General features: G+C 63.7%; 20 protein-coding genes. 14 read left to right on the forward strand and 6 right to left on the reverse strand.

All coding sequences use genetic code 11. From position 1 onward, the window contains the following. Positions 1-297: 297 nt before the first annotated feature. Positions 298-531 carry a hypothetical protein gene (locus AS156_RS09480; protein ID WP_066503096.1) on the reverse strand — a complete coding sequence of 78 codons (234 nt, stop codon included), beginning with the start codon at positions 529-531 and terminating at the stop codon, positions 298-300. A gap of 279 nt (positions 532-810) precedes the next feature. Here AS156_RS09480 and AS156_RS09485 point away from each other — a divergent pair, with 279 nt between their 5' ends. From AS156_RS09485 to rocF, 3 genes are all read left to right on the forward strand, one after another. After that, positions 811-3,330, forward strand: coding sequence for a glycogen/starch/alpha-glucan phosphorylase (locus AS156_RS09485; protein WP_136626103.1), 2,520 nt, complete (start codon positions 811-813; stop codon positions 3,328-3,330). Positions 3,331-3,536: 206 nt separating this feature from the next. Next, entirely contained in the window at positions 3,537-4,355 is an 819-nt protein-coding gene (locus AS156_RS09490; protein WP_066503189.1) for an acyl-CoA thioesterase, read from the forward strand. A 161-nt stretch (positions 4,356-4,516) separates the two neighbouring features. Next, a complete protein-coding gene (rocF, locus tag AS156_RS09495) occupies positions 4,517-5,494 on the forward strand; it encodes an arginase (RefSeq protein ID WP_066503108.1) in 978 nt (325 codons plus the stop codon). A 263-nt stretch (positions 5,495-5,757) separates the two neighbouring features. Here the strand turns inward: rocF and AS156_RS09500 are convergent, their stop codons facing one another. Together AS156_RS09500 and AS156_RS09505 are read right to left on the reverse strand one after the other, a co-directional pair. Further along, a complete protein-coding gene (locus tag AS156_RS09500) occupies positions 5,758-7,374 on the reverse strand; it encodes a phosphoenolpyruvate carboxykinase (RefSeq protein WP_066503110.1) in 1,617 nt (538 codons plus the stop codon). A 909-nt stretch (positions 7,375-8,283) separates the two neighbouring features. Further along, the gene (locus AS156_RS09505) at positions 8,284-9,018 is read right to left on the reverse strand and encodes a HugZ family pyridoxamine 5'-phosphate oxidase (RefSeq protein ID WP_066503114.1); all 735 of its coding nucleotides are present in this window, start codon (positions 9,016-9,018) and stop codon (positions 8,284-8,286) included. Between the two features lie 238 nt (positions 9,019-9,256). Between AS156_RS09505 and AS156_RS09510 the strand changes: the two genes are divergently transcribed. The 5 genes from AS156_RS09510 (at position 9,257) to AS156_RS09530 (ending at position 13,255) form a co-directional block, all read left to right on the forward strand. Further along, positions 9,257-9,958: a response regulator transcription factor gene (locus tag AS156_RS09510; RefSeq protein WP_066503115.1), complete on the forward strand. Its 702-nt coding sequence runs from the start codon at positions 9,257-9,259 to the stop codon at positions 9,956-9,958. A 113-nt stretch (positions 9,959-10,071) separates the two neighbouring features. After that, positions 10,072-11,880: a sensor histidine kinase gene (locus AS156_RS09515; protein ID WP_066503120.1), complete on the forward strand. Its 1,809-nt coding sequence runs from the start codon at positions 10,072-10,074 to the stop codon at positions 11,878-11,880. Beyond that, the gene (locus AS156_RS09520; RefSeq protein ID WP_066503122.1) at positions 11,877-12,443 is read left to right on the forward strand and encodes an HPr kinase/phosphorylase; all 567 of its coding nucleotides are present in this window, start codon (positions 11,877-11,879) and stop codon (positions 12,441-12,443) included. Before AS156_RS09515 ends, AS156_RS09520 begins: the two co-directional genes overlap by 4 nt. Positions 12,444-12,530: 87 nt before the next feature. Then, positions 12,531-12,932, forward strand: a complete 402-nt coding sequence (locus AS156_RS09525) for a PTS sugar transporter subunit IIA (protein ID WP_021076632.1) — start codon at positions 12,531-12,533, stop codon at positions 12,930-12,932. Further along, on the forward strand, positions 12,929-13,255 hold the full coding sequence (locus tag AS156_RS09530) for an HPr family phosphocarrier protein (protein WP_066503125.1): 327 nt from the start codon (positions 12,929-12,931) through the stop codon (positions 13,253-13,255). Before AS156_RS09525 ends, AS156_RS09530 begins: the two co-directional genes overlap by 4 nt. Before the next feature lie 62 nt (positions 13,256-13,317). On the opposite strand, the gene AS156_RS09535 is transcribed toward AS156_RS09530, so the two are convergent. Beyond that, entirely contained in the window at positions 13,318-14,916 is a 1,599-nt protein-coding gene (locus tag AS156_RS09535; RefSeq protein WP_066503127.1) for a glycosyltransferase family 39 protein, read from the reverse strand. A gap of 464 nt (positions 14,917-15,380) precedes the next feature. Here AS156_RS09535 and lepA point away from each other — a divergent pair, with 464 nt between their 5' ends. After that, entirely contained in the window at positions 15,381-17,192 is a 1,812-nt protein-coding gene (gene lepA, locus AS156_RS09545) for a translation elongation factor 4 (protein ID WP_066503132.1), read from the forward strand. A gap of 180 nt (positions 17,193-17,372) precedes the next feature. Next, the gene (locus tag AS156_RS09550; RefSeq protein WP_066503135.1) at positions 17,373-17,702 is read left to right on the forward strand and encodes a hypothetical protein; all 330 of its coding nucleotides are present in this window, start codon (positions 17,373-17,375) and stop codon (positions 17,700-17,702) included. A gap of 30 nt (positions 17,703-17,732) precedes the next feature. On the opposite strand, the gene AS156_RS09555 is transcribed toward AS156_RS09550, so the two are convergent. Continuing rightward, on the reverse strand, positions 17,733-18,179 hold the full coding sequence (locus AS156_RS09555; protein WP_066503138.1) for a methyltransferase family protein: 447 nt from the start codon (positions 18,177-18,179) through the stop codon (positions 17,733-17,735). Between the two features lie 223 nt (positions 18,180-18,402). Here AS156_RS09555 and AS156_RS09560 point away from each other — a divergent pair, with 223 nt between their 5' ends. Further along, on the forward strand, positions 18,403-19,575 hold the full coding sequence (locus AS156_RS09560) for an acyl-CoA dehydrogenase family protein (protein ID WP_066503141.1): 1,173 nt from the start codon (positions 18,403-18,405) through the stop codon (positions 19,573-19,575). 146 nt (positions 19,576-19,721) lie between these two features. On the opposite strand, the gene AS156_RS09565 is transcribed toward AS156_RS09560, so the two are convergent. Then, entirely contained in the window at positions 19,722-20,294 is a 573-nt protein-coding gene (locus AS156_RS09565; RefSeq protein WP_066503144.1) for a hypothetical protein, read from the reverse strand. A 146-nt stretch (positions 20,295-20,440) separates the two neighbouring features. On the opposite strand from AS156_RS09565, the gene tnpA reads away from it, so the two are divergent. From tnpA to tnpC, 3 genes are all read left to right on the forward strand, one after another. Then, positions 20,441-20,845 carry an IS66-like element accessory protein TnpA gene (gene tnpA, locus AS156_RS09570; protein ID WP_066501573.1) on the forward strand — a complete coding sequence of 135 codons (405 nt, stop codon included), beginning with the start codon at positions 20,441-20,443 and terminating at the stop codon, positions 20,843-20,845. After that, positions 20,842-21,189: an IS66 family insertion sequence element accessory protein TnpB gene (tnpB, locus tag AS156_RS09575; protein WP_038388978.1), complete on the forward strand. Its 348-nt coding sequence runs from the start codon at positions 20,842-20,844 to the stop codon at positions 21,187-21,189. Before tnpA ends, tnpB begins: the two co-directional genes overlap by 4 nt. Positions 21,190-21,259: 70 nt before the next feature. Further along, positions 21,260-22,189 (forward strand): IS66 family transposase (tnpC, locus tag AS156_RS09580; RefSeq protein WP_136626056.1); only part of this gene is annotated, 930 nt, incomplete at its 3' end.

Raw genomic sequence — 22,189 nt, forward strand, 5'->3', positions numbered from 1 at the left:
GGAACCGCCGCCGCGGCACGAAAGCGCGGTCGCCAAAGAAGCTAGCCCCAAAGCAATTTGGGCCGCTGACAATGTCAGCGGCCCGTTGAAATAATTGCTTCGGAATGAAATGCGTCGGAGCTAAAAAATGTGCCCGCCCCACGAGCGACAGCTGTGTTTGTAAAGGACTCCTTAAGTTCTGGAAATCCGTATCACCACGGTGTTCCCGGTGAGCACGCAGATGCACCTAACGGCGCACGCATTGAACCGGCAACCATGCGCGAATGATCGAAGCACTTTGCTACTCGCGCGGATGTCTCAGCGCGCAGCCGACAGCAGCTTGTCGCCACACGCATTCGCATAGAACTTGCCGCCGCATTGCCGCTTGATCGCCGCGCAGCGGGCGGCCGGGGTGGCGCTCGGCGCGACGCTGAAGCTGCAGCTCGTGCCGTCGGCGCTGCGGCCCGTTTTGCCTGCTGCGTAAGCGGCGCTGGTGGCGGTGATACAGATCACGAGCAATGCCGCGGCTGCGATCTCGATCAATAGCTTCATCACGCATCCTCCGCTAAGGGTGTCGTAAATCTCGGCCTTCGGAACCGATCGTAACACCAGTGATGGCAGGTCCGAATGCTCGAAAGTCGGCCCGGTCCTTGCATAAAATCAGGGCAGCGCGGTGTATGACACGCTCGCGACGGTTTCGATTGCCGCGCAACCCGCGTATCATTGCGCTCAGGCATGATCGGAAAGTGAACCTGTTTCATGCTCAAGCAGAGGTAATGAGACCATGATGCGACCCGTCGCAGCGTGATCTGGAAAGTCTGAACGGCAGGGATTGGCGCGTTGCAGGAACAAACAAACTACCCGGCATTGAACCAGCCGATCGACGAACTGGCGCTGGCCGAAATCAAGAGCGCGATTCTGGCCAAGCTCCGGCTTGCGATCAGCAAGGACGCCAACGTGGCGACCAGGCGCGACTGGTACAAGGCCGCCGCGCTGGCGCTGCGCGACCGCATCGTGCATCGCTGGCTCACCGCCGAGAAGCAGAGCTACGACGCCGGCGCCAAGCGCGTCTATTATCTCTCGCTCGAGTTCCTGATCGGCCGCCTGTTCACCGACGCGCTGAACAATATGGGGCTGCTGCCGCTGTTCGAGGCGGCGCTCGGCGATCTCGGCGTCGATCTCTCGGATCTGCGCAAATGCGAGCCGGATGCCGCGCTCGGCAATGGCGGCCTGGGCCGTCTCGCCGCGTGCTTCATGGAGAGCATGGCAACGCTCGCGATCCCCGCGACCGGCTACGGCATCCGCTACGATTTCGGCCTGTTCCGCCAGATCATCAACCAGGGCTGGCAGCAGGAATACCCCGACGAATGGCTTGCCTTCGGCAATCCCTGGGAATTCCAGCGGCCGGAGGTGGTCTACAACATCCATTTCGGCGGTCATGTCGAACATGTCGACGAGCAAGGCCGCGATCGCGCCAGCTGGCATCCCGCGGAAACCGTCGAGGCGATGGCCTACGACACGCCGATCGTCGGCTGGCGTGGCCAGCACGTCAACGCGCTCCGGCTGTGGTCGGCGCATGCGCCCGACCCGCTCAAGCTCGACGTCTTCAACACCGGCGACTACGTCTCGGCCAGCGCCGAGCAGGCGCGCGCGGAAGCGATCTGCAAATTCCTCTATCCGAACGACGAGAGCGCGGCGGGCCGCGAGCTCCGGCTGCGCCAGGAATATTTCTTCGTCTCGGCCTCGCTGCAGGATCTCGTGAACCGGCATGTCGCCTCCGACGGCGGACTGCGCAATCTCGCGCAGAAGGCGGCGGTGCAGCTCAACGACACCCATCCGAGCCTTGCCGTCACCGAACTGATGCGCATCCTGGTCGACCTGCACAATTTCCGCTGGGACGAGGCCTGGAAGATCACGGTCGCGACCCTGTCCTACACCAACCACACCCTGCTGCCGGAGGCGCTCGAGACCTGGCCGGTCGAATTGTTCGAGCGGCTGCTGCCGCGGCATCTCGAGATCATCTACCGCATCAATGTGGCCCATCTCGCGCTCGCCGAGGAGCGTTTCCCCGGCGATATCGAATATCGCGCCTCGGTGTCGCTGATCGACGAGAGAAGCGGCCGCCGCGTGCGAATGGGCCAGCTCGCCTTTGTCGGTTCGCACCGCATCAACGGCGTCTCGGCGATGCATTCCGACCTGATGAAGGAGACCGTGTTCCACGATCTGCATCATCTCTATCCGCAACGCATCACCAACAAGACCAACGGCATCACCTTCCGCCGCTGGCTGATGCTGGCCAATCCGCGGCTGACCGGGCTGCTGCGCGAGACCTGCGGCGAGGCCGTGCTCGACGACTTCTCGCTGCTCGAGCGGCTCGAGGCGCACTCGAGCGATCTCGAATTCCAGAAGCGCTTCCGCGACGTCAAGCATCACAACAAGCTGGCGCTGGCGCGGCTGGTCAACGAGCGCAACAACATCAAGCTCGACCCGTCGGCGCTGTTCGACGTGCAGATCAAGCGTATCCACGAATACAAGCGGCAGCTGCTCAACATCCTGGAAACGATCGCGCTGTATCACGCGATGAAGGACGAACCGCAGCGCGACTGGGTGCCGCGCGTGAAGATCTTCGCGGGCAAGGCGGCGGCGAGCTACCGCTACGCCAAGCTGATCATCAAGCTGATCAACGACGTCGCCGACATCGTCAACAATGACGCGTCGCTCGGCGGCAGGCTGAAGGTCGCGTTCCTCGCGGACTACAATGTCAGCCTCGCCGAGGTGATCATCCCCGCCGCCGATCTGTCCGAACAGATCTCGACCGCCGGCATGGAGGCCTCCGGCACCGGCAACATGAAGCTCGCGCTCAACGGCGCGCTGACGATCGGCACACTCGACGGCGCCAATATCGAGATCCGCGATGTGGTCGGGCCTGAGAACATCGCGATCTTCGGCCTGGAGGCCGGCGACGTCATGGTCCGCCGCAAGCAAGGACTGGACGCCAGCGACGTGATCCGCAAATCGCCGCGGCTCGAGCGCGCGATCCGCGCGGTCGAGAGCGGCGAGTTCTCGCCCGGCGATGCCGCCCGCTTCGCCTCGATCGGGCACGCGCTGCGCTATCTCGACCACTACATGGTCTCCGCCGATTTCGATTCCTACTACGAGGCGCAACGCGGCATCGACGCGCGCTGGCAGGTGATCCCGGCGTGGGCGCGCGCCTCGATCCTCAACGTCGCGCGCATGGCGTGGTTTTCCTCCGACCGCACCATCCGCGAATATGCCGAGGATATCTGGCACGTGCCGGTCAACCCGTCCGCGCCGCCATTGATCGGCACCCAGCGCGAGGCGAAGGCGTAATCCCGGGACGCGGAAATCCATTACGTCTGACGTCATTGAATTCGGCGCGGTTGCTGGGCTACTGCTTGTCCGGACGAGAGCGTCGTTGCGAGGAGCCAACGGGTCCGGCCCTTGGCCGGCCCGATGATGAACTCCGCGACGAAGCAATCCAGATTTGCTTTGCGGCTTTGGATTGCTTCGCTTCGCTCGCAATGACAGAAGAGAACATGCTCACCAAGACCCCGCACCTCTTTGACGAAGCCACTGCCGTGACCGCCGGCGACAGCCGCTGGCAGGGACGGACCAGCCCGGATTACTGGGCGTTCGTTGGGCCGTTCGGCGGCTGCACCGCCGCGACCATCCTGCGGGCGCTGATGCAGCATCCGCAGCGCGCGGGTGATCCGCTGGCGCTCACCGTCAATTACTGCGCACCGGTCGCCGAAGGTACGTTCGATCTCGACGTCCGCCTGGTGAAGGCCAACCGCTCGAGCCAGCACTGGTCGGTCGAGATGACGCAGGGTGGCGGCGAGGTCGCGACGCTCGCGACCGCCGTGTTCGCCGAACGCCGCCCGTCATGGTCGCACCAGCCGGCCGCATTCCCCGGCGCCACACCGTTCGAGCAGCTCCGCTCGTATCCCAAACTCAAGATGACCTGGGCCAACCAGTACGACTTCCGCTTCGTCGAGGGCGAGCCGAAGCTCGGCGGCGGCGCCGCGAAGGAGCCATCAAGCCCCTATTCAAAGCTCTGGATCGCCGACCGCACACCGCGCAGGGTCGATGCGCTGTCGCTGATGTCGATGTCGGACGCTTTCTTCGGCCGCGTCTTCCACGCGCGGCACGAACTGGTGCCGTTCGGCACGGTGTCGCTGACGACCTATTTCCACGTCGATGCCGCCGATCTCGACGCGGAGGACACCACCTGCGTGCTCGCCGTGGCCGACGCCAAGATCTTCCACAAGAGCTATGGCGACCAGCACGGTGAGTTGTGGTCGCCCTCCGGCCGCCTGCTCGCCACCACGACGCAGATCGCCTATTTCAAGGCGTAGCGTTTTCGAGCGAAGTGGGCGCCGGTTCGCGTGAAGGGCGCGTCAAATCCGGGCGTAGGCAAATATCCACATTGGTCTGCTAGGATCGGATTGCCTATTTCAAGGGTTGAGGGAACATTAGCGCGTCGCTTCTGTTCCACGCCCTTGGGGAGCATTGCCGCATGTCCGAAGCCGACGATTCCAGACCCTCGCGCATCGCGCTGCTCGGCGTTCCCATCGAGATCGGCGCGTCGCAGCCCGGCCCACTGATGGGACCGGACGCGTTACGGACGGCGGGGATCGCGCGGCTGCTCGAGCAGCTGGACTTCCACGTTGACGACCACGGCAATCTGACGATCCCGGCCGTCGTCGCCGACGGCCCCGTGCCTGACAACACCAAATTCTACGACGAGGTGAAGACCTGGACCCGCGCGCTCTCGGAGCGCGCGTACTGGCTGGCGCATTCCGGCGCGATCCCGATTTTCATGGGCGGCGATCACTCACTGTCGATGGGATCGATCAACGGCGTCGCGCGCTACTGGCAGGAGAAGGGCCGGCCGCTGTTTGCGCTGTGGGTCGACGCGCATACCGACTACAACACTCCGGCCACCACCATCACCGGCAACATGCACGGCATGTCGGCGGCCTTCCTCTGCGGCGAGGACGGGCTCGACAATCTGCTCGGCGGGCTGCCGCGCGCCTCGATACCGCCCGAACAGCTCGACTTCATCGGCACGCGTTCGGTCGATCCGCTGGAGCGCAAATTGCTGCGGCAGCGGAACATCTCGATCGCTGACATGCGCCAGATCGACGAGTTCGGCGTCGCCGTGCTCACCCGTCGCGTGATCGAGCGCGTGCGGGCCAAGAATGGCGTGCTGCATGTCTCGTTCGATGTCGACTTCCTCGATCCGGAAGTGGCTCCGGGCGTCGGCACCACGGTGCCCGGCGGCGCGACCTATCGCGAGGCGCATCTGATCATGGAGTTGCTGCACGATTCCGGACTGGTGCGCTCGCTCGACATCGTCGAGCTCAATCCCTTCCTCGACGAGCGCGGCCGCACCGCGCGCATCGCGGTCGAATTGATCGGCAGCCTGTTCGGCCTGCAGATCACCGACCGCCAGACGCCAAGCAACGCGGTATTGCCCGAGATGGGGGAATAGCGAAGCAACACATTCGATGTCGTCCCGGCGAAAGCCGGGACCCATAACAACCAATGGTCATCGTTGCGCGTTGGTGGAATGACGAGTCACGCCCACAACATCCGCTGCGGAGTATGGGCCCGGCTTTCGCCGGGACGACAGTGAAGTATGTGGCGCCGCTCGCTGCTGAACTTGACGGATGGATACGTCGCCGGGCCGACTGGGCAAACAAAAAGGCGGCCTCAAAGGCCGCCTTTTCAAATCGCGAGATCGCTGCGTGCGAACTACTCCGCCGCCAGCTTCACTTCCGGCGCGGCGGCGCGGACTTCGGCGTCGACCTGGCTCTCGAACTTGGCGAAATTCTTCTGGAACATGCCGACCAGCGCGCGCGCGGTCTTGTCGAACTCGGCCTTGTCGGCCCAGGTCTTGATCGGATCGAGGATGTGCGGCTCGACGCCTGGCAGCGAGGTCGGCACCGCGAAGCCGAAATACCTGTCGGTGCGGAAATCGGCATTGCGCAGCGAGCCGTTCAACGCGGCCGTGAGCAGCGCGCGCGTCACCTTGATCGGCATACGGCGGCCGGTGCCGTACTTGCCGCCGGTCCAGCCGGTGTTGACCAGCCAGCAATCGACATTGTGCTTGGCGATCAGCTCGCGCAGCATGTTGCCGTACACCGACGGATCGCGCGGCAGGAATGGCGAACCGAAGCAGGTCGAGAATTCCGGCTGCGGCTCGTTGCCGAGACCACGCTCGGTGCCGGCGACCTTCGCGGTGTAACCGGACAGGAAGTGATACATCGCCTGCGCCGGCGTCAGCTTGGCGATCGGCGGCATCACGCCGAAGGCGTCGGCGGCCAGCATCACCACATTCTTCGGGTGCGGCGCGCAGCCGGTGCGCGAGGCATTCGGGATAAAGTCGAGCGGATAGGCCGAGCGGGTGTTCTCGGTCTTCGAGCCGTCGTCGAAATCGGGCACGCGATCGCGCTCGCCGAGCACGACGTTCTCGAGCACCGCACCGAAGCGCTTGCTGGCCGCGTAGATTTCCGGCTCGGCTTCGCCTGACAGCTTGATGCACTTGGCGTAGCAGCCGCCTTCGAAATTGAAGACGCCATCCTCGCTCCAGCCATGCTCGTCATCGCCGATCAGCGTGCGCTTCGGATCGGCCGAGAGCGTGGTCTTGCCAGTGCCGGAGAGGCCGAAGAAGATCGCGCTATCGCCGTCGGGGCCGACATTGGCCGAGCAATGCATCGGCATCACGCCCTTCTCGGGCAGGTAATAGTTTAGCGTGGTGAACACGCTCTTCTTCATTTCGCCGGCATATTGCGAGCCGCCGATCAGGACGATCTTGCGGGCGAAGTCGATCGCGACGACGTTCTCCGAGCGCACGCCATGACGTTTCGGATCGGCGCGGAAGCTCGGCAGGTCGATGATGGTGAGTTCGGGAACGAAGCTCGCAAGCTCCGACGCCTCGGGGCGGATCAGGAGCGTGCGGATGAACAGCGAGTGCCAGGCGAGCTCGGTGAAGACGCGGGTCTTGATGCGATGCTTCGGATCGGCGCCGCCGTAGAGATCCTGCGCGAACAGCGTCATGCCTTCGGCATGCTTGAGGAAGTCGGCATAGAGCGCAGCGAACTGCTCTGAGGTGATCGACTGGTTGCCGGCCCACCACATGCTCTTGTCGGTAAGGCCGTCGCGAACCGTGAACTTGTCCTTCGGGCTGCGCCCGGTGAACACGCCGGTGTCCGCGCAAAGCGCGCCGTCGGCCGAGAGCACTGCTTCGTTGTTACGCAATGCATGCTCGTAGAGCTGGGGCGCGCCGTAGTTCCAATGAACGCCCTTGAGATTTTTTAAGCCGAATTTGTCGGCGCCGAAGGCACCGTTATGCACGCCCGTCTCTTGCACGAAGAACCTCCTCGAACCCGCGTATCCTTGTTTGCGCGAATGTCGCGAAACGCGCTCTGCCGCGGTGACCGCCTGTTGAATATAGCCTTCCGGCCTCGGTCCGGCGACCTAATAGTGGGGATCGCCGGGCTTGCCAAGCTAGTCGACTGGGTTTTGGTTTATTCCAAGGCAGGCACATCATCGGACCCAATTGCCGCAGTGCGGGAGCGTTTCGCTTCGCTTTCGCTTTCGCTTTGTTTTCAAAGGAATCACGCGACATTCCATCGCTGCTTTCCCTGAAATCAGGGAGTTGCGATGCACAAATGGTGCCAGCGAACAGCACACAGCTAAGTCGATCGGAGCAGAAAGTCGTAGGAATGGCGGGTATGCATTCCACGGCGTCGATGCATCGTTGAGACAAGCCGGCACAGCCTGATTCAGCGCTGCGGCGCAGGCGATGTCGTCCACTCTCGTGTTGCACGCGGATAGCATCACCCAATCAGCGTTGAGCAGCGCGACGTTTGTCGAGTTACGGCACAGTGATTGAAATGCCTGACGACGGCGAAGGTTCCGAAACAACGTTCACGCCGTGCGTGGTGGCGATGCAGTGCGTGTCGCGTGGCGATGGCGGTGCACACTCACATGCCATGTCATATGCTTTATTTCGTATGCGAAGGATCGCGCAGTCGTGCTACCGCAACCATGTCTGCCGTGTTGCGAACGAGTTCATTCGGCACAGCGACATCGCGATGCCGCCACTTCTGCTTGCGCAAATGATAGCGCTGTCAACTCGGTGCATGAGAGCTGCGAGGCGAAGACAGACTGCGTGCTCGAGGCACACGTGATCGGCAAGGCGATGCGACATCATGCCTCGCTGCATTGCGATGAGCGTCGGCGCCGGTGCGAGGACCACCGACGGATATTTTCAGATCATGATTTCGCGCGGGCCTCGTCGGCGAGACGAACCAGCATCTTGCGCAGCTCCGTACCGGTCGTGACCCGCTCCGGAAAATCGAGCCGCAGCGTCTTGCGATCCGCCTGCATGTCCATGCCGTCGGGGTCGCAGCCGGTGCAGATCCAATCCGCGCTGTCCGCACCGAGCAGGCGCGTGGCGTAGAGATTCATGGCCTCACGGTGATCGTCGTTCATATGCGCTACCGCGCCCGCCTCAGCCTCCAGCAGGGCCGCAGCCCCGCCGAGGTCGGTCAGGAACTGCTCCGGCTTGAGGTCCACGATCCGGCCAAATCCCGCCACCAGATGCGCACCGGTGGGCCGGATCAGGAAGAACGAAAAATCCTTAAATTCTACAAAGGCTTCTGCGGAGGGATGGGCACTAAGATAGCGGCGGCGCAAGAGTTCGGTTTCGGCTTCGGCCGCCTCCTCTGCCCGCCCGGCCAGCATGATCCGCGCCCCCTCCAGCGGATCACCCTCGACGCGTTCATCCACCATCAGCGAGACCCTGCCGTCGGCCAGGATGTTCTTCGTGTGCAGCGCCAGGCGCGAGATCAGCAGGATCGGCGAGCCGTCGGGATGGGCCGCGAGATTGACCAGCGAGCAATAAGGGTCGCCGCTTCCGGCCATCAGTGTGGCGAGCGCCCCCTGCCGGCTGCGTCGAAGCAGCGAGCGGGCGAGGCGAGCGGCGTTGAAATCGGAGGTCGGTTGCATGGGTCTACCGGGTTATTTTATTGCGGAACCGGCCAATTTCTTACCGAAAAAGAGCCTTTCCTCATGATCTCAGGGTGCTATATGGGGATACCATGGATGGGTCGCAGAAGCGTTTTTGCGGAACTCGGTCACACTTCAGCCCAGCTTGCATTGCTCGTTGACCGCGTTCGAAGCCCTATTGTACGGCGCGTCGCTGGAATGCCCGCCGCTTAAGCCACTCTCATTGTGAAAGCAGCACATGCCCACAATCGCCTTGGTCGATGACGACCGCAACATTCTCACTTCCGTCTCGATCGCGCTCGAAGCCGAAGGCTATCGCATCATGACCTACACGGACGGTGCGTCGGCGCTGGACGGATTTCGCACGTCACCGCCCGATCTTGCGATCCTCGACATCAAGATGCCGCGCATGGACGGCATGGAAACGCTGCGACGGCTGCGCCAGAAGTCCGACCTGCCGGTGATTTTCCTCACCTCCAAGGATGAGGAGATCGACGAATTGTTCGGCCTGAAAATGGGCGCCGACGATTTCATCCGCAAGCCATTTTCCCAGCGTCTGCTGGTGGAACGCGTCAAGGCCGTGCTCCGCCGCGGCCAGCCCAAGGATCCGACCGCCCCGCCGAAGGAGCCGGACGCCCGCGCGCTCGACCGCGGCCTGCTGCGGATGGACCCGGAGCGCCACACCTGCACGTGGAAGAACGAGCCGGTGACGCTGACGGTGACCGAATTCCTGATCCTGCAGGCGTTGGCCACCCGCCCCGGCGTGGTCAAGAGCCGCAACGCGCTGATGGACGCCGCCTATGATGACCAGGTGTATGTCGACGACCGCACCATCGACAGCCACATCAAGCGGCTGCGCAAAAAGTTCAAGGTGGTCGACGACGACTTCGAAATGATCGAGACGCTCTATGGCGTCGGCTATCGCTTCAAGGAAGCCTGATCTGCGCTTTCGGAGCGTTTGTTAACTGACAGAGCCCGCGCGGCTGGGTTAAAGTCGCGCGGGCGATTGTGTGCTTCGCGGGACGACATCCAAACCAACCGGCAGCTTTGCCAGTGCTTGATCGAACGCAGCCCGAGCAGGGCCTGAACACTGAGGACGCCTCACAGCTCCTCGAACAGGACGCAGTAGCTGACGACGTGGCGCAGGACAAAGGCTGGCGGCGCCCGCTCGGCTGGCTGCGCCGTGCCGGTCAGTTTTTCTTCGCGCTGTCATTCTCGAGCCTGACGCGCCGCATCGTCTCGCTCAACCTCGCCGGCCTCGTCGCGCTGGTCGCCAGCATCCTCTATCTCTCGCAGTTCCGCGCCGGCCTGATCGAGGCGCGCACGCAGAGCCTCATGGTCTATGCCGAGATCATCTCGGAGGCGATCGCCGCATCGGCGACCGTCGAAGGCAATACCGTCACCATCGATCCCGATCGGCTGCTCGATCTGAAACCCGGCGAGAGCTTCGGCCAGCCGGATGAATCGGCTGACTTCCCGATCAATCCCGAGCGCGTCGCGCCGATCCTGCGCCGCCTGATCGCGCCGACCAAGACGCGCGCCCGCATCTTCGACCGCGACGGCGGACTGATCCTCGACAGCCGCAACCTGTTCGCGCGCGGCGACGTGCTGCGCATGGAGCTGCCGCCGCCGTCGGAGAAGCCATCGCTGTATGAGAGAGCCAAGATCTCGATCAAGACCTGGTTCAACCGCGGCGACCTGCCGATCTACCGCGAGCTCGGGCCCGAAGGCGGCAAGGGCTATCGCGAAGTCGCGCAGTCGCTCGAAGGGCTGAACAGCAGCATGGTCCGCGTCACCGAGCGCGGTGCCGTCGTGGTGTCGGTCGCGGTGCCCGTGCAGCATTTCCGCGCCGTGCGCGGCGCACTGATGCTGACCACGCAAGGCGACGACATCGACCAGATGGTGATGTCCGAACGCCTCGCCATCCTCAAGGTCGGCGGCGTCGCCTCCGCGGTGATGATCATGCTGTCGCTGCTGCTGGCGAGCACGATCGCAGGGCCGGTGCGGCGGCTCGCCGACGGTGCCGAGCGCGTCCGCCACCGGATCCAGACCCGCGTCGAGATTCCCGACTTCACCGGGCGCCGCGACGAGATCGGTCACCTCTCCGGCGCGCTGCGCGACATGACCAACGCGCTCTACAGCCGCATCGAGGCGATCGAGATGTTCGCCGCCGACGTCGCGCACGAACTGAAGAATCCGCTGACCTCGCTGCGATCGGCGGTCGAGACGCTGCCGCTGGCGCGCAACGACAACAGCCGCGCGCGACTGCTCGCCGTGATCGAGCACGACGTCAGGCGGCTCGATCGCCTGATCTCAGATATCTCGGACGCCAGCCGGCTCGATGCCGAACTGCAGCGGCAGGACATGGCGCCGGTCGACCTGCGCCGGCTGCTGACGACGCTGACCGGCGTCGCCAACGAGACGCGGCTCGGCCATGACGTCGCCGTCGAAGCCCGCTTCGAGGGCCGCGGACCGACCGACACGCTCTCGGTGCCGGGCCATGATTCGCGGCTTGGCCAGGTGATCTCCAACCTGCTCTCGAATGCGCAATCGTTCTCCCAACCCGGCAGCAAGGTGCGCATCGCCTGCCGGCGCGTCCGCAGCGAGGTCGAGATCGTCGTCGACGACGATGGACCCGGCATCGGCCAGGATGCGCTGGAGCGCATCTTCGAGCGCTTCTACACTGACCGGCCGCACCAGGGCTTTGGCCAGAATTCAGGCCTTGGGCTCTCGATCTCCAAGCAGATCATCGAAGCGCATGGCGGGCGGATCTGGGCGGAGAACCGCGCGGGGCCCGCAGACGAGGACGGCACGCCCACGATCGCCGGCGCGCGTTTCGTGGTCAGGCTGCCGGCACTATGAGCGACAATTCAAGCGTGCATGCATCCGCCGTCCTGGTCGGCGAGCGTGCCGTGCTGATCCGCGGACCGTCGGGCGCCGGCAAGTCCCGTCTGGCGTTCGACTTGATTCTCGCCGGCCGCTCCGGACAGGTTCCGCCAGCCGTTTTGGTGGGTGATGACCGTGTCCATCTCGACACAGCCGGCCAACAATTGTGGGTCCGCCCGGCCCGGGAACTGGCCGGCCTGATCGAGATCCGGGGCCTTGGAATCCGCCGCTGCAACTTCGCGGCGGAGGCCGTGGTGGGGCTTGTGGTCGACCTTGCCGCGGATGATGCGGAGCGGCTGCCGTCACCGGAAGCCCTCTCAACTCGCCTAAACGGTGTTTTACTACCGAGAATCCCGGTCTCCGTCAGCTTCCAACCCCTGCCACTGGTTGTCGCCGCGCTGACGACAACTGAAAGTTCATTCTCCCGTAATCTTGCGGCAGATTGTGCGAAGGGAATTGGTAACCATATCACATCCACTATCGCGTCCGATTTGGTCGGCGCAGCCTCCCCTCTCTACCGCCAGGAACAGGGAGACTAGCCAAGATGCCCTCTTGCGCAGGGCCTCTGGATGGTCAAAGTGGCGCGTTCGTGCGGTGCACCAAAGAGCGCCCGCGAGGAGTTTCCAATGATTGGTCTAGTGCTGGTGACCCATGGGCGCCTTGCCGACGAGTTCAGGGCGGCGCTCGAACACGTGATGGGTCCGCAGAAACAAATTGAAGCAATTACGATCGGAGCCGAGGACGATTCCGATCTCTGTCGAAGCGACATCATCGAGGCGGTGAACCGCGTCGATAGCGGCGACGGCGTTGCGATTCTCACCGACATGTTCGGCGGCACGCCGTCGAACCTTGCGATCTCCTGCATGAGCCGCCCGAAGGTGGAAGTGCTCGCAGGCATCAATCTTCCCATGCTGGTCAAGCTTGCCAAGGTTCGCGAGGAGCGCTCGTTGCCCGATGCGATCGCGATGGCCCAGGAAGCCGGCCGCAAATACGTCACCATCGCCAGCCGCGTTCTCGCCGGCAAATGAGCGACGAGAGCTCGGGCGCAAACGAAGTCGGCCCGAGCGTGCCGGCGGGCGCCATTTCCCGCGAACTCCTGATCGTCAACAAACGCGGCCTGCATGCGCGGGCCTCGGCCAAATTCGTGCAGACGGTCGAGCGCTTCAACGCCGACGTCTGGGTCACGCGCGGCAGCGAGACCGTCGGCGGCACCTCGATCATGGGCCTGATGATGCTCGCCGCCGGGCCCGGCACCACAGTGCTGGTCTCGGCGAAAGGCCCCGAAGCGGAAGCCGCACTCGACGCCATCGCCGAGCTCGTCGCCAGCAAGTTCAACGAAGAAGGCGCCTAGAGCGACTGAGCGACGCAAAGCGATCCGACCTCTCCCCGCAAGCGCGGCGAGGTAAGACGACGCTACTTCGCCGGCGGCACCAGATAGATCTTCCACACCGTCGATGGGCCGGGATGGCCGCTGAAGAAGCGCTGCGTGGTCATCACCAGTGGCTCGGCATCCCTGGCGTGCTCGGCCATCCACGCCTCGCACGACTTCAGCAACTCCGGGTCGGTCTTGTCGCAGATGCCGATGAAACCGTAACGCTTGGCTTCGTCGAGCGAGGTCAGCCCGGACGACACTTCACCGGGCGTGATCGCAGCCGGATGATCCGGACTGTAGAACGTCATAGGCTCGCTGATGTCGGAATGGGCCGCGACGACGGCCCAGCGCGAATGGAATTTGTCCTGCCAGGTCTGCGTCAATTCGCGCGCAAGCTCCGAGCGTGCGGCATAGGTCGAGGCGGTGTTGTGGTTGGAGGCCATCTCCTGCGTCGCGATGCTCGGTGCAGCGAGCAGCATGGCGACCGTGATCACGAGCCAGATCGCGGTGATGGTGAACAGCGCCATGCGCGGGATCCGTACGCGGGGGATCGCGACCAGCGCCAGCGGCACCAGGAAGAACAGCGGGATGCCCCAATCGGTCTTGATGTAGATCGTGAACGGGAGCGCGCCGAGCGGCGGCCCGATCGCGACGATGAACTGGATGAGCCAGACGTTGAGCGCCTGCCCGGAATTGACCTCCGGGTTCGGCCGGTCCGACCAGATCCGCGCCGGCCGCCACGACAGCGAGCTCAGCGACAGTGCCAGCAGGCCGAGCAGCACCGGAGCGGCGAGCAGCCCGAGATTATGCCCGATATAGCCGATCACGAGCTCGACGTTCAGCGTGCGGTCCGACAACGAGTAGACGTCGCCGGCGTAGGTGAAGGGCAGGAAGTCGACCTCCTCCAGCCAGACCACATGCGGGATCATCAGAACGACCATCGTGCCGATCGCGACCCACGGCGCCGGCGAGCGCAGGAACGCCAGCCGCTGCGGGTGAATCAGCGCGGCAAGGCCGATCGCGCCGATCATGGTCATCACCCAATATTTGGTCATCAGCGCCAGCGCTGCGGCGAAGCCGAGCAACAGGCCGGATTTGACGCTGCGCTTCTCGAACGCGTTCAGATAAGCCAGCACCAGCAGCGGCAACGGCACGAGCTGCGCCAGATCGGCGTTGTACTTGAACCCCTTGAAATTGAAGATCGGGTACAGCGCGAGCATCACCACCGAAAAGAACGCGCGGCGGCGGTCGACGACACGCAACGCGATCAGCCAGCAGACGACCATCGCAAAGCTGACGGTCGCCATCGCGAGCGCGTAGGTCGCCCAATTGGCGACCGGGAAGAACTTGAACCAGACCCCGGCAATCCATCCCGACAGCGGCGGGTGCTTGCCGTAGCCGAGCAGGAAGCGCTGGCCCCAGGCATAGGCCTCCGCGACGTCCATGTGGACGTCCTGCGCGGCCTTGAGCTTGATGAGGATCTCCGTCCACAGCACCGCGTGGACCAGTGCGAAGGTGATGACGAGCCACAGGCCGGTCTTGGGATCGGTGGCGCGCGAGACCAGCCATGCGGCCAATCGGCGGATTGTCAGCCGGCGATTCTTGCGCTGTGCGGCGGGGAGGTAGGAGACAGTGGGCATGGTCAGTGCCTAAGGCATGATCCGGAAAGGTGTGAGGCGGGTTTCCGACAAGATCATGCCCAAACAGGACGCTCGAGCGCGGTGATATCTCATTCGGATGTTATCGGGCTTTAGCGCGTTTTCGCCACCGACGAAATCAGCTTGGCGTGAACGTAGGCCGAGCGCCTTCGAATTCAATGCCCGGAACTTCCAGACCGCTGTCGAAGTACGCGGTGTCCCGGCGATGCCGCCTGCTGCCCCGGATGGAATCCGCAATGAAGATGGCGGCGATCTCCCGCGGTCGGAAAGGGACCACTCGCCGCGGAGGACCGCGTGCGTCGATCTCGGCATAGTCCGGCTGGGCCATCGGTCGCCGGCGGCACCCCGGAATCGATCACCGCGCCGCCCCGTGATTCGCCGTCATATGCTTGCAAAATACCGCAATATGGTTGCCGCTCGGGGGTGCGGATGCTATCCCGCGCCCCATGACAACTGCCCCGATTTCCAACATCCGCAACTTCTCCATCGTCGCCCATATCGACCATGGCAAATCGACCTTGGCCGACCGCCTGATCCAGATGACGGGCGGGCTGTCGGATCGTGAGATGGCGGGCAAGGAGCAGGTGCTCGATTCCATGGACATCGAGCGCGAGCGCGGCATCACCATCAAGGCGCAGACCGTGCGCCTCAACTACCGCGCCAAGGACGGCAAGGATTACGTCTTCAACCTGATGGACACACCCGGCCATGTCGACTTCGCCTACGAGGTCTCGCGGTCGCTGGCGGCCTGCGAGGGCTCCCTGCTCGTGGTCGACGCCAGCCAGGGCGTCGAGGCGCAGACGCTCGCCAACGTCTACCAGGCACTCGACAACAACCACGAGATCGTGCCGGTCCTCAACAAGGTCGACCTGCCGGCCGCCGAACCCGAGAAGGTGAAGCAGCAGATCGAGGACGTGATCGGCATCGACGCGTCCGACGCCGTGATGATCTCGGCCAAGACCGGCCTCGGCGTGCCCGACGTGCTGGAGGCGATCGTCACCCGCCTGCCGCCACCGAAGGGCGACCGCGACGCGACCTTGAAGGCGCTGCTGGTCGACAGCTGGTACGACGTCTATCTCGGCGTGGTCGTGCTGATCCGCATCGTCGACGGCGTGATGAAGAAGGGTAGCCGCATCCGCATGATGGGCACCGGCGCCGCCTACGACATCGAGCGCGTCGGCTTCTTCACTCCGAAGATGGAACAGGTCGAGGAGCTTGGCCCCGGCGAGATCGGCTTCATCACCGCGGCGATCAAGGAAGTCGCCGACACCCGCGTCGGCGACACCATCACCGACGACAAGAAGCCGATCAGCGAGATGCTGCCCGGCTTCAAGCCGGCGATTCCGGTCGTGTTCTGCGGCCTGTTCCCGGTCGACGCCAACGACTTCGAGACGCTGCGCGCCGCGATGGGCAAGCTCAGGCTGAACGACGCCAGCTTCTCCTACGAGATGGAAACCTCGGCCGCGCTCGGCTTCGGCTTCCGATGCGGCTTCCTCGGCCTCTTGCATCTGGAGATTATCCAGGAGCGGCTGTCGCGCGAATTCGATCTCAACCTGATCGCGACCGCGCCGAGCGTCATCTACAAGATGAAGCTGACCGACGGCACCGAGCTCGAGATCCACAACCCCGTCGACATGCCCGACGTGGTCAAGATCGCGGAGATCCAGGAGCCCTGGATCGAGGCCACCATCCTCACCCCCGACGAATATCTCGGCAGCGTGCTCAAGCTGTGCCAGGACCGCCGCGGCTCGCAGAAGGAGCTCACTTATGTCGGCTCCCGCGCGATGGTGAAGTACGATCTGCCGCTCAATGAGGTCGTGTTCGACTTCTACGACCGCCTCAAGTCGGTCTCCAAGGGTTACGCTTCGTTCGACTATCATCTGACCGACTACAAGCCGGCCGATCTCGTGAAGATGCAGATCCTCGTCAACGCCGAGCCGGTCGACGCGCTGTCGATGCTGGTGCATCGCACCCGCGCGGAGGGGCGCGGCCGCGCCATGGTCGAGAAGATGAAGGAGCTGATCCCGCCGCACATGTTCCAGATCCCGATCCAGGCGGCGATCGGCGGCAAGGTGATCGCGCGCGAAACCGTCCGCGCGCTGCGCAAGGACGTCACCGCGAAGTGCTACGGCGGCGACATCACGCGCAAGCGCAAGCTTCTGGAGAAGCAGAAGGAAGGCAAAAAGAAGATGCGGCAGTTCGGCAAGGTCGACATCCCGCAGGAAGCCTTCATCGCCGCGCTCAAGGTGGACAGCTGAGGCACCGTCGCGGACTGCCAGTCTCGCCCCAACCGAAAATCTCGAAAACAACCCCATGCAAAGTAGCCGGCGGCGGATAGCCGACGCGCCGCCGCAAGCATGATGTCCACCCTTGTCTCAGCAACAAAACGCACCGTGATTTGAATCGCCACCACATCGCGCTCCGACTAAACTGCGATCATGTTGCGCATCCTGTCTCTCCTCGTCGTCATCCTCGCATTGCTGCAGCCGGACCTGAGCTCGGCGGCGTCATCGAAAAAACGGCACCCGGCCCGCTGGCATGGCTACGGCTTCCTGCCCGGCTACCGGCAGCCGCCCAACCCCACCATTCCGGCGCTCGGTCCGCGCGGCGCCGCGCGGGGCTACCCGGACTATTCGCCGCAATACTGGTATGGCGGTGATTGGCACTATCTCGGCCGTCCTGGATTCTATCGCGGCCGCTACAACGGCGGCAGCTTCGGTCCCTGCTGGACCTGGACGCCGATCGGCCGTGCCTGGAATTGCGGGTAGCAGGCGCGTGGAGCGCTCGCGCGACCGTTCTTAAATCCAGCGCCGCACGCGGGCGGCATAGTCGTCATAGGCCGCGCCGAACTGACGGCGCATTTTGGCCTCCTCGAAGGGAATGTGCACCCAATTGGCGGTCGCGAATACCGCGACCGGCGCGATGAACATCGGCGCGGCCCCGACCCATATCGCGATGCCCAGCGCAAGCAGCACGAGACCGCAATACATCGGGTTCCGGGTCAGCCGGTAGGGACCGCTGGTGACGAGCGCGCGATTGGTCGGCGACGTGGGCTCGATCTCGGTGCCTTCGCGCCGGAACAGGACGAAGGCCCACACCGGCAGGACGAACGCGACGACAACCAGTGCCATCCCCGATAGCGGAAGCGGCAGGCCAGGAAGCGTCGGCCAGGAGAGCCACCAGCTCAGCGCCACGCCAAGCAGGAGATAGATCAACGTCCAGATCGGCGGAGGGAGCTTGAGCATGACCGGGCCTCAATTGACTGGACGCGCGATCGACGTTTGAGCCGCCGCTGGAGTTGCGCCCCGACCACAGCAACGTGTTTACCCCCATCGGGACGCCACTCGCATGGACCCGACCGTCGCAAGACTCGGATGGCTGATCTGCGACTGTGTCATCCCACCTTGCCCTCCCCTGCCGGATAAGCCACCATCGCGTGCCCGCCCAACAAGAGGGCAGAGGACACGCATGAGCAAGCCGCAAGGATTCGATCTCGTCCAGCGTGCGCGCGCATTGGCGCCGCTGATCACGGGAGATGCCGACGAGATCGAACGGACGCGGCGGCTGACGCCGGCCGTCACCGCGGCGCTTGTCGAGAACGAACTCTATCGCGCGCTGCTGCCGCGCCGCTTCGGCGGCATCGAGGCGACGCTCGAGACGTTCATGCAGATGCAGGAGGAGATCGCCAGGGCCGACGCGTCGACCGCCTGGTGCCTCGGTCAATGCAGCGTCTGCGCCATGACCGCGGCCTATCTCGAACCCGACGCCGCCAACGAGATCTTCAACACCGCGCCCGGCATCCTGGCCTGGGGCGCGATCGCGCATGAGGTTCGCGCCGAGCCGGGCGGCTATCGCGCCAGTGCGCGCTGGGATTTTGCCTCCGGCTCGCGGCAGGCGAGCTGGCTCGGCGCCCATGTCCGCGTCGTCGAAGCCGACGGTTCACAACGCAAGAAGCCGGACGGCTCGCCCGAAATCCGCACCATCCTGTTCCCGATGTCGTCGGCAACCATGTACGACGTCTGGGACGTGATCGGGCTGCGGGGCACCGGCACCGATTCCTATTCGGTCGAGAACTTGTTCATATCAGAGAAATTCGCCGCGCTGCGCGACGATCCCACGGCGCTTCGCGAGCCGGGACCGCTCTACAAGCTCTCCACCAACATGGTGTTCAGCATGGGCTTTGCCGCCACCGCGCTCGGCGTTGCGCGCGCCATGCTGGACGCCGCGACCGAGCTTGCGCGCGGCAAGACACCGCAGGGCCTGAAGGCGATGCGCGACAACAACGCCGTGCAAGGCCTGATCGGCCGCACCGAGGCGAGCCTGCGCGCCGCCCGCGCCTATCTGTATGCGACCGCGAACGATGTCTGGCAGGATCTGGCCCGTGGCGATCCGCTGACCGAGGCGCATCGCATCGCGATCCGGATCGCCTCGACCTGGACCATCCATCAATCGGCGGCAGTGGTCGACACCGCCTATCACATGGCGGGCGCGACCGCGGTGTTCGCAAAAAATCCGTTCGAGCGGCGCTTTCGCGACATGCACGCGATCGCGCAGCAGATCCAGGCGCGCGACACGCAGTATGAGGACGCCGGCAAGGCGATCCTGTCGGGTAATCTGGTTGGGCCGCCGACGGCGCGATAGGGCGTATTGAAGTCAGATTGAACCAGGGCGCGTACTCGTAAATCCGCGATGTCGGCTCTGCCCTGTAGAACCGGACATTGCCGGGTGACCACGGCATGTCGGCTTTGGGCCAAAAGCGGACCTTTCGCTAGATTGCCCCCTCCATACTAAGCTCCTTTCTTAGGTCGTATGTTGCGATCATCTAGTCCGTTCCTCCAGCGTGTCATGACTTTTTCTTGGTAACGTGCCTCGTCAAATCTGACGCAGTCGGGACCCTCCATTGCGAAAATATCGTCCTGCGGCGCGACGGATTTCAGAAAGCGATGCGAGCGAATGTCGAGATTTACTAACCCTGCGCGGTAGGCGAAATGGCCGTGCAGGTACTCAAAGGAGAACATCGCAACGCAGTAATTGTCGAAGGTCTCGAATCTCAGAAAGTTAGCGGCCTCGCATTCGTCTAAGGTCATAACGGGTTTAAAAAAGATCCTCGATTGGCCGGGAAGGCGAGTTGTCCAACGAGGTGGGTTCGGCTCGTAAAGCGGTTTCAGAGCACCAATTTGTTTTAGCACTACGGCGGGCCATTCCCAGTGCCCTGAGCCTTCGACATAGAACGCTTCATGCAGCGTGCCATTTTCATCAGGTAGCGATAGGAGCCACCCTTGCTTTCGGTCGAGGTCCATCTTCCGATAAACCTCGAACAGAAGCTCGTACGCGAGCGCAGCAACTGTGGCGTTTTGCATCCTCGACCTCTCAATGCCACTCAGGCTCAGCCGTAAAGACTATGCGGCAACTCTTGCGAAAAATGCCGGGAAAGGTTCGCATTCAACGTCTCCCTCCGGTGACGGCCGCCTTGTCAGGTTAAGACGAGTGCTGTGTAACAGCCCTTATGGACAGCAATAAGTGCAGTGCTCAGGTCGAGCGGTTCGAGATTGTCGAGACTGGCCGGCGCCGTCGCTGGACCGATGATGAGAAGCTCAAGATCGTTTTGGAGAGTTTGCAGAGCCCGCGGGCGGTCTCGTCGACGGCACGGCGATACGGCATCTCACGTTCGCTGTTGCTGACTTGGCGTCGATCGTTTGGTGCACGGGCGAGTAGTGATGAAGTGCCTCGGCCCGGCTTTGTGCCAGCGATGGTGGTACCGGACTCGCCGCCAGTGCCGTCGACAGCGTTAGCGGCGACGGCGAGCGGACGCATGGAGATTGTCTCCGGCAAAGCTTATCGAGTGATCGTGGACGCCGGCGTTGATATGATGGCGCTGTCTCGCGTGTTGGATCTGCTGGAGCGGCGATGATCCCGATCGCAGCAGGAGCGAGAATCTGGATCGCAACCGGTCATACTGACATGCGCAAAGGCATGCAGGGTCTGGCGTTGCTGGTGCAGGAGGGCCTGGGGCGAGATCCTTTTGCCGGAGACGTCTTTGTGTTCCGTGGTCGCGCTGGCACCCTGATCAAGGCGCTTTGGCACGACGGGGTCGGGTTGTCGCTCTACGCCAAGCGGCTGGACCGTGGCCGCTTCATCTGGCCGGCGACGGTGGACGGTGTGGTGTCGCTGACGGCAGCTCAGATGGGCTATTTGCTGGAGGCGATCGACTGGCGCAACCCCCAACATAGTTGGCGGCCGCAGAGCGCAGGGTAAGCAGCGCAATAGTCGCGTGAGATTGCAAAAAGGCCGCGCCAAATCGCGGCTTTTGTGATTCCATCGGTGCATGGGTGACGGTCCCGAAAATCTGCCGGAAGACATTGAGGCGCTGCAGGGGGCGTTACTGGCCACGCGGGCCGAACTTGCCAGCGTTCGCGCCCAGCAGTCCGACGACCAGGCGCTGATCGCTCACCTGAAGCTGCAGATCCAAAAGCTGAACCGTGATCGTCATGGCCCTGGCTCGGAGCGTACCGCAAGGCTGCTGGATCAGCTCGAACTGACGTTGGAGGAACTCGAGGCTTCTGCGACTGAGGACGAACTCGCTGCCGAAATGGCCGCGGCCAAGACGACGAAGGTGGCCTCGTTCACGCGCAAGCGGCCGTCGCGCCAACCGTTCCCGGACCATCTGCCTCGCGAGCGGGTGCTCGTGCCGGGACCTGTGACGTGCGCCTGCTGCGGCGGAGCGAGGTTGTCCAAGCTCGGTGAGGACATCACAGAAACGCTGGAGGTGATCCCGAAATCCTGGAAGGTGATCCAGCACGTCCGGGAGAAGTTCAGCTGCCGTGATTGCGAGAAGATCAGCCAGGCCCCGGCGCCATTCCACGTCATTCCTCGCGGTTGGGCCGGCCCCAGCTTGTTGGCGATGGTGCTGTTCGAGAAGTTCGGCCAGCACCAGCCGCTGAACCGGCAGGCCGAACGATATGCCAAGGAAGGCGTGCCGATCAGCCTGTCGACCCTCGCCGACCAGGTCGGTGGTTGTACAGTCGCGCTCACGCCCTTGTTCCGGCGCCTCGAGGCCCATGTGCTAAGCGCCGAGCGACTGCACGGCGATGACACGACGGTGCCGGTCCTGGCCAAGGGCAAGACCGACACCGGCCGAATTTGGGTCTATGTGCGCGACGACAAGCCTTTTGGTGGGCAGGCCCCGCCGGGGGCAGTGTTCTATTACTCGCGCGATCGCGCCGGCGAGCATCCCCAGGCGCATCTGGCCGGCTAT

Origin of the sequence: Bradyrhizobium macuxiense (genome assembly GCF_001542415.1) — a bacterium.
Classification (GTDB): domain Bacteria; phylum Pseudomonadota; class Alphaproteobacteria; order Rhizobiales; family Xanthobacteraceae; genus Bradyrhizobium; species Bradyrhizobium macuxiense.

Bases quoted from the DNA above. Each gene is read 5' to 3' on its own strand.
- AS156_RS09480 (WP_066503096.1), bottom strand. From the start codon at position 531: ATGAAGCTATTGATCGAGATCGCAGCCGCGGCATTGCTCGTGATCTGT.
- AS156_RS09490 (WP_066503189.1), top strand. From the start codon at position 3,537: ATGCTCACCAAGACCCCGCACCTCTTTGACGAAGCCACTGCCGTGACC.
- rocF (WP_066503108.1), top strand. From the start codon at position 4,517: ATGTCCGAAGCCGACGATTCCAGACCCTCGCGCATCGCGCTGCTCGGC.
- AS156_RS09505 (WP_066503114.1), bottom strand. From the start codon at position 9,018: ATGCAACCGACCTCCGATTTCAACGCCGCTCGCCTCGCCCGCTCGCTG.
- AS156_RS09510 (WP_066503115.1), top strand. From the start codon at position 9,257: ATGCCCACAATCGCCTTGGTCGATGACGACCGCAACATTCTCACTTCC.
- AS156_RS09520 (WP_066503122.1), top strand. From the start codon at position 11,877: ATGAGCGACAATTCAAGCGTGCATGCATCCGCCGTCCTGGTCGGCGAG.
- AS156_RS09525 (WP_021076632.1), top strand. From the start codon at position 12,531: ATGATTGGTCTAGTGCTGGTGACCCATGGGCGCCTTGCCGACGAGTTC.
- AS156_RS09530 (WP_066503125.1), top strand. From the start codon at position 12,929: ATGAGCGACGAGAGCTCGGGCGCAAACGAAGTCGGCCCGAGCGTGCCG.
- AS156_RS09535 (WP_066503127.1), bottom strand. From the start codon at position 14,916: ATGCCCACTGTCTCCTACCTCCCCGCCGCACAGCGCAAGAATCGCCGG.
- lepA (WP_066503132.1), top strand. From the start codon at position 15,381: ATGACAACTGCCCCGATTTCCAACATCCGCAACTTCTCCATCGTCGCC.
- AS156_RS09550 (WP_066503135.1), top strand. From the start codon at position 17,373: ATGTTGCGCATCCTGTCTCTCCTCGTCGTCATCCTCGCATTGCTGCAG.
- AS156_RS09555 (WP_066503138.1), bottom strand. From the start codon at position 18,179: ATGCTCAAGCTCCCTCCGCCGATCTGGACGTTGATCTATCTCCTGCTT.
- AS156_RS09560 (WP_066503141.1), top strand. From the start codon at position 18,403: ATGAGCAAGCCGCAAGGATTCGATCTCGTCCAGCGTGCGCGCGCATTG.
- AS156_RS09565 (WP_066503144.1), bottom strand. From the start codon at position 20,294: ATGCAAAACGCCACAGTTGCTGCGCTCGCGTACGAGCTTCTGTTCGAG.
- tnpA (WP_066501573.1), top strand. From the start codon at position 20,441: ATGGACAGCAATAAGTGCAGTGCTCAGGTCGAGCGGTTCGAGATTGTC.
- tnpB (WP_038388978.1), top strand. From the start codon at position 20,842: ATGATCCCGATCGCAGCAGGAGCGAGAATCTGGATCGCAACCGGTCAT.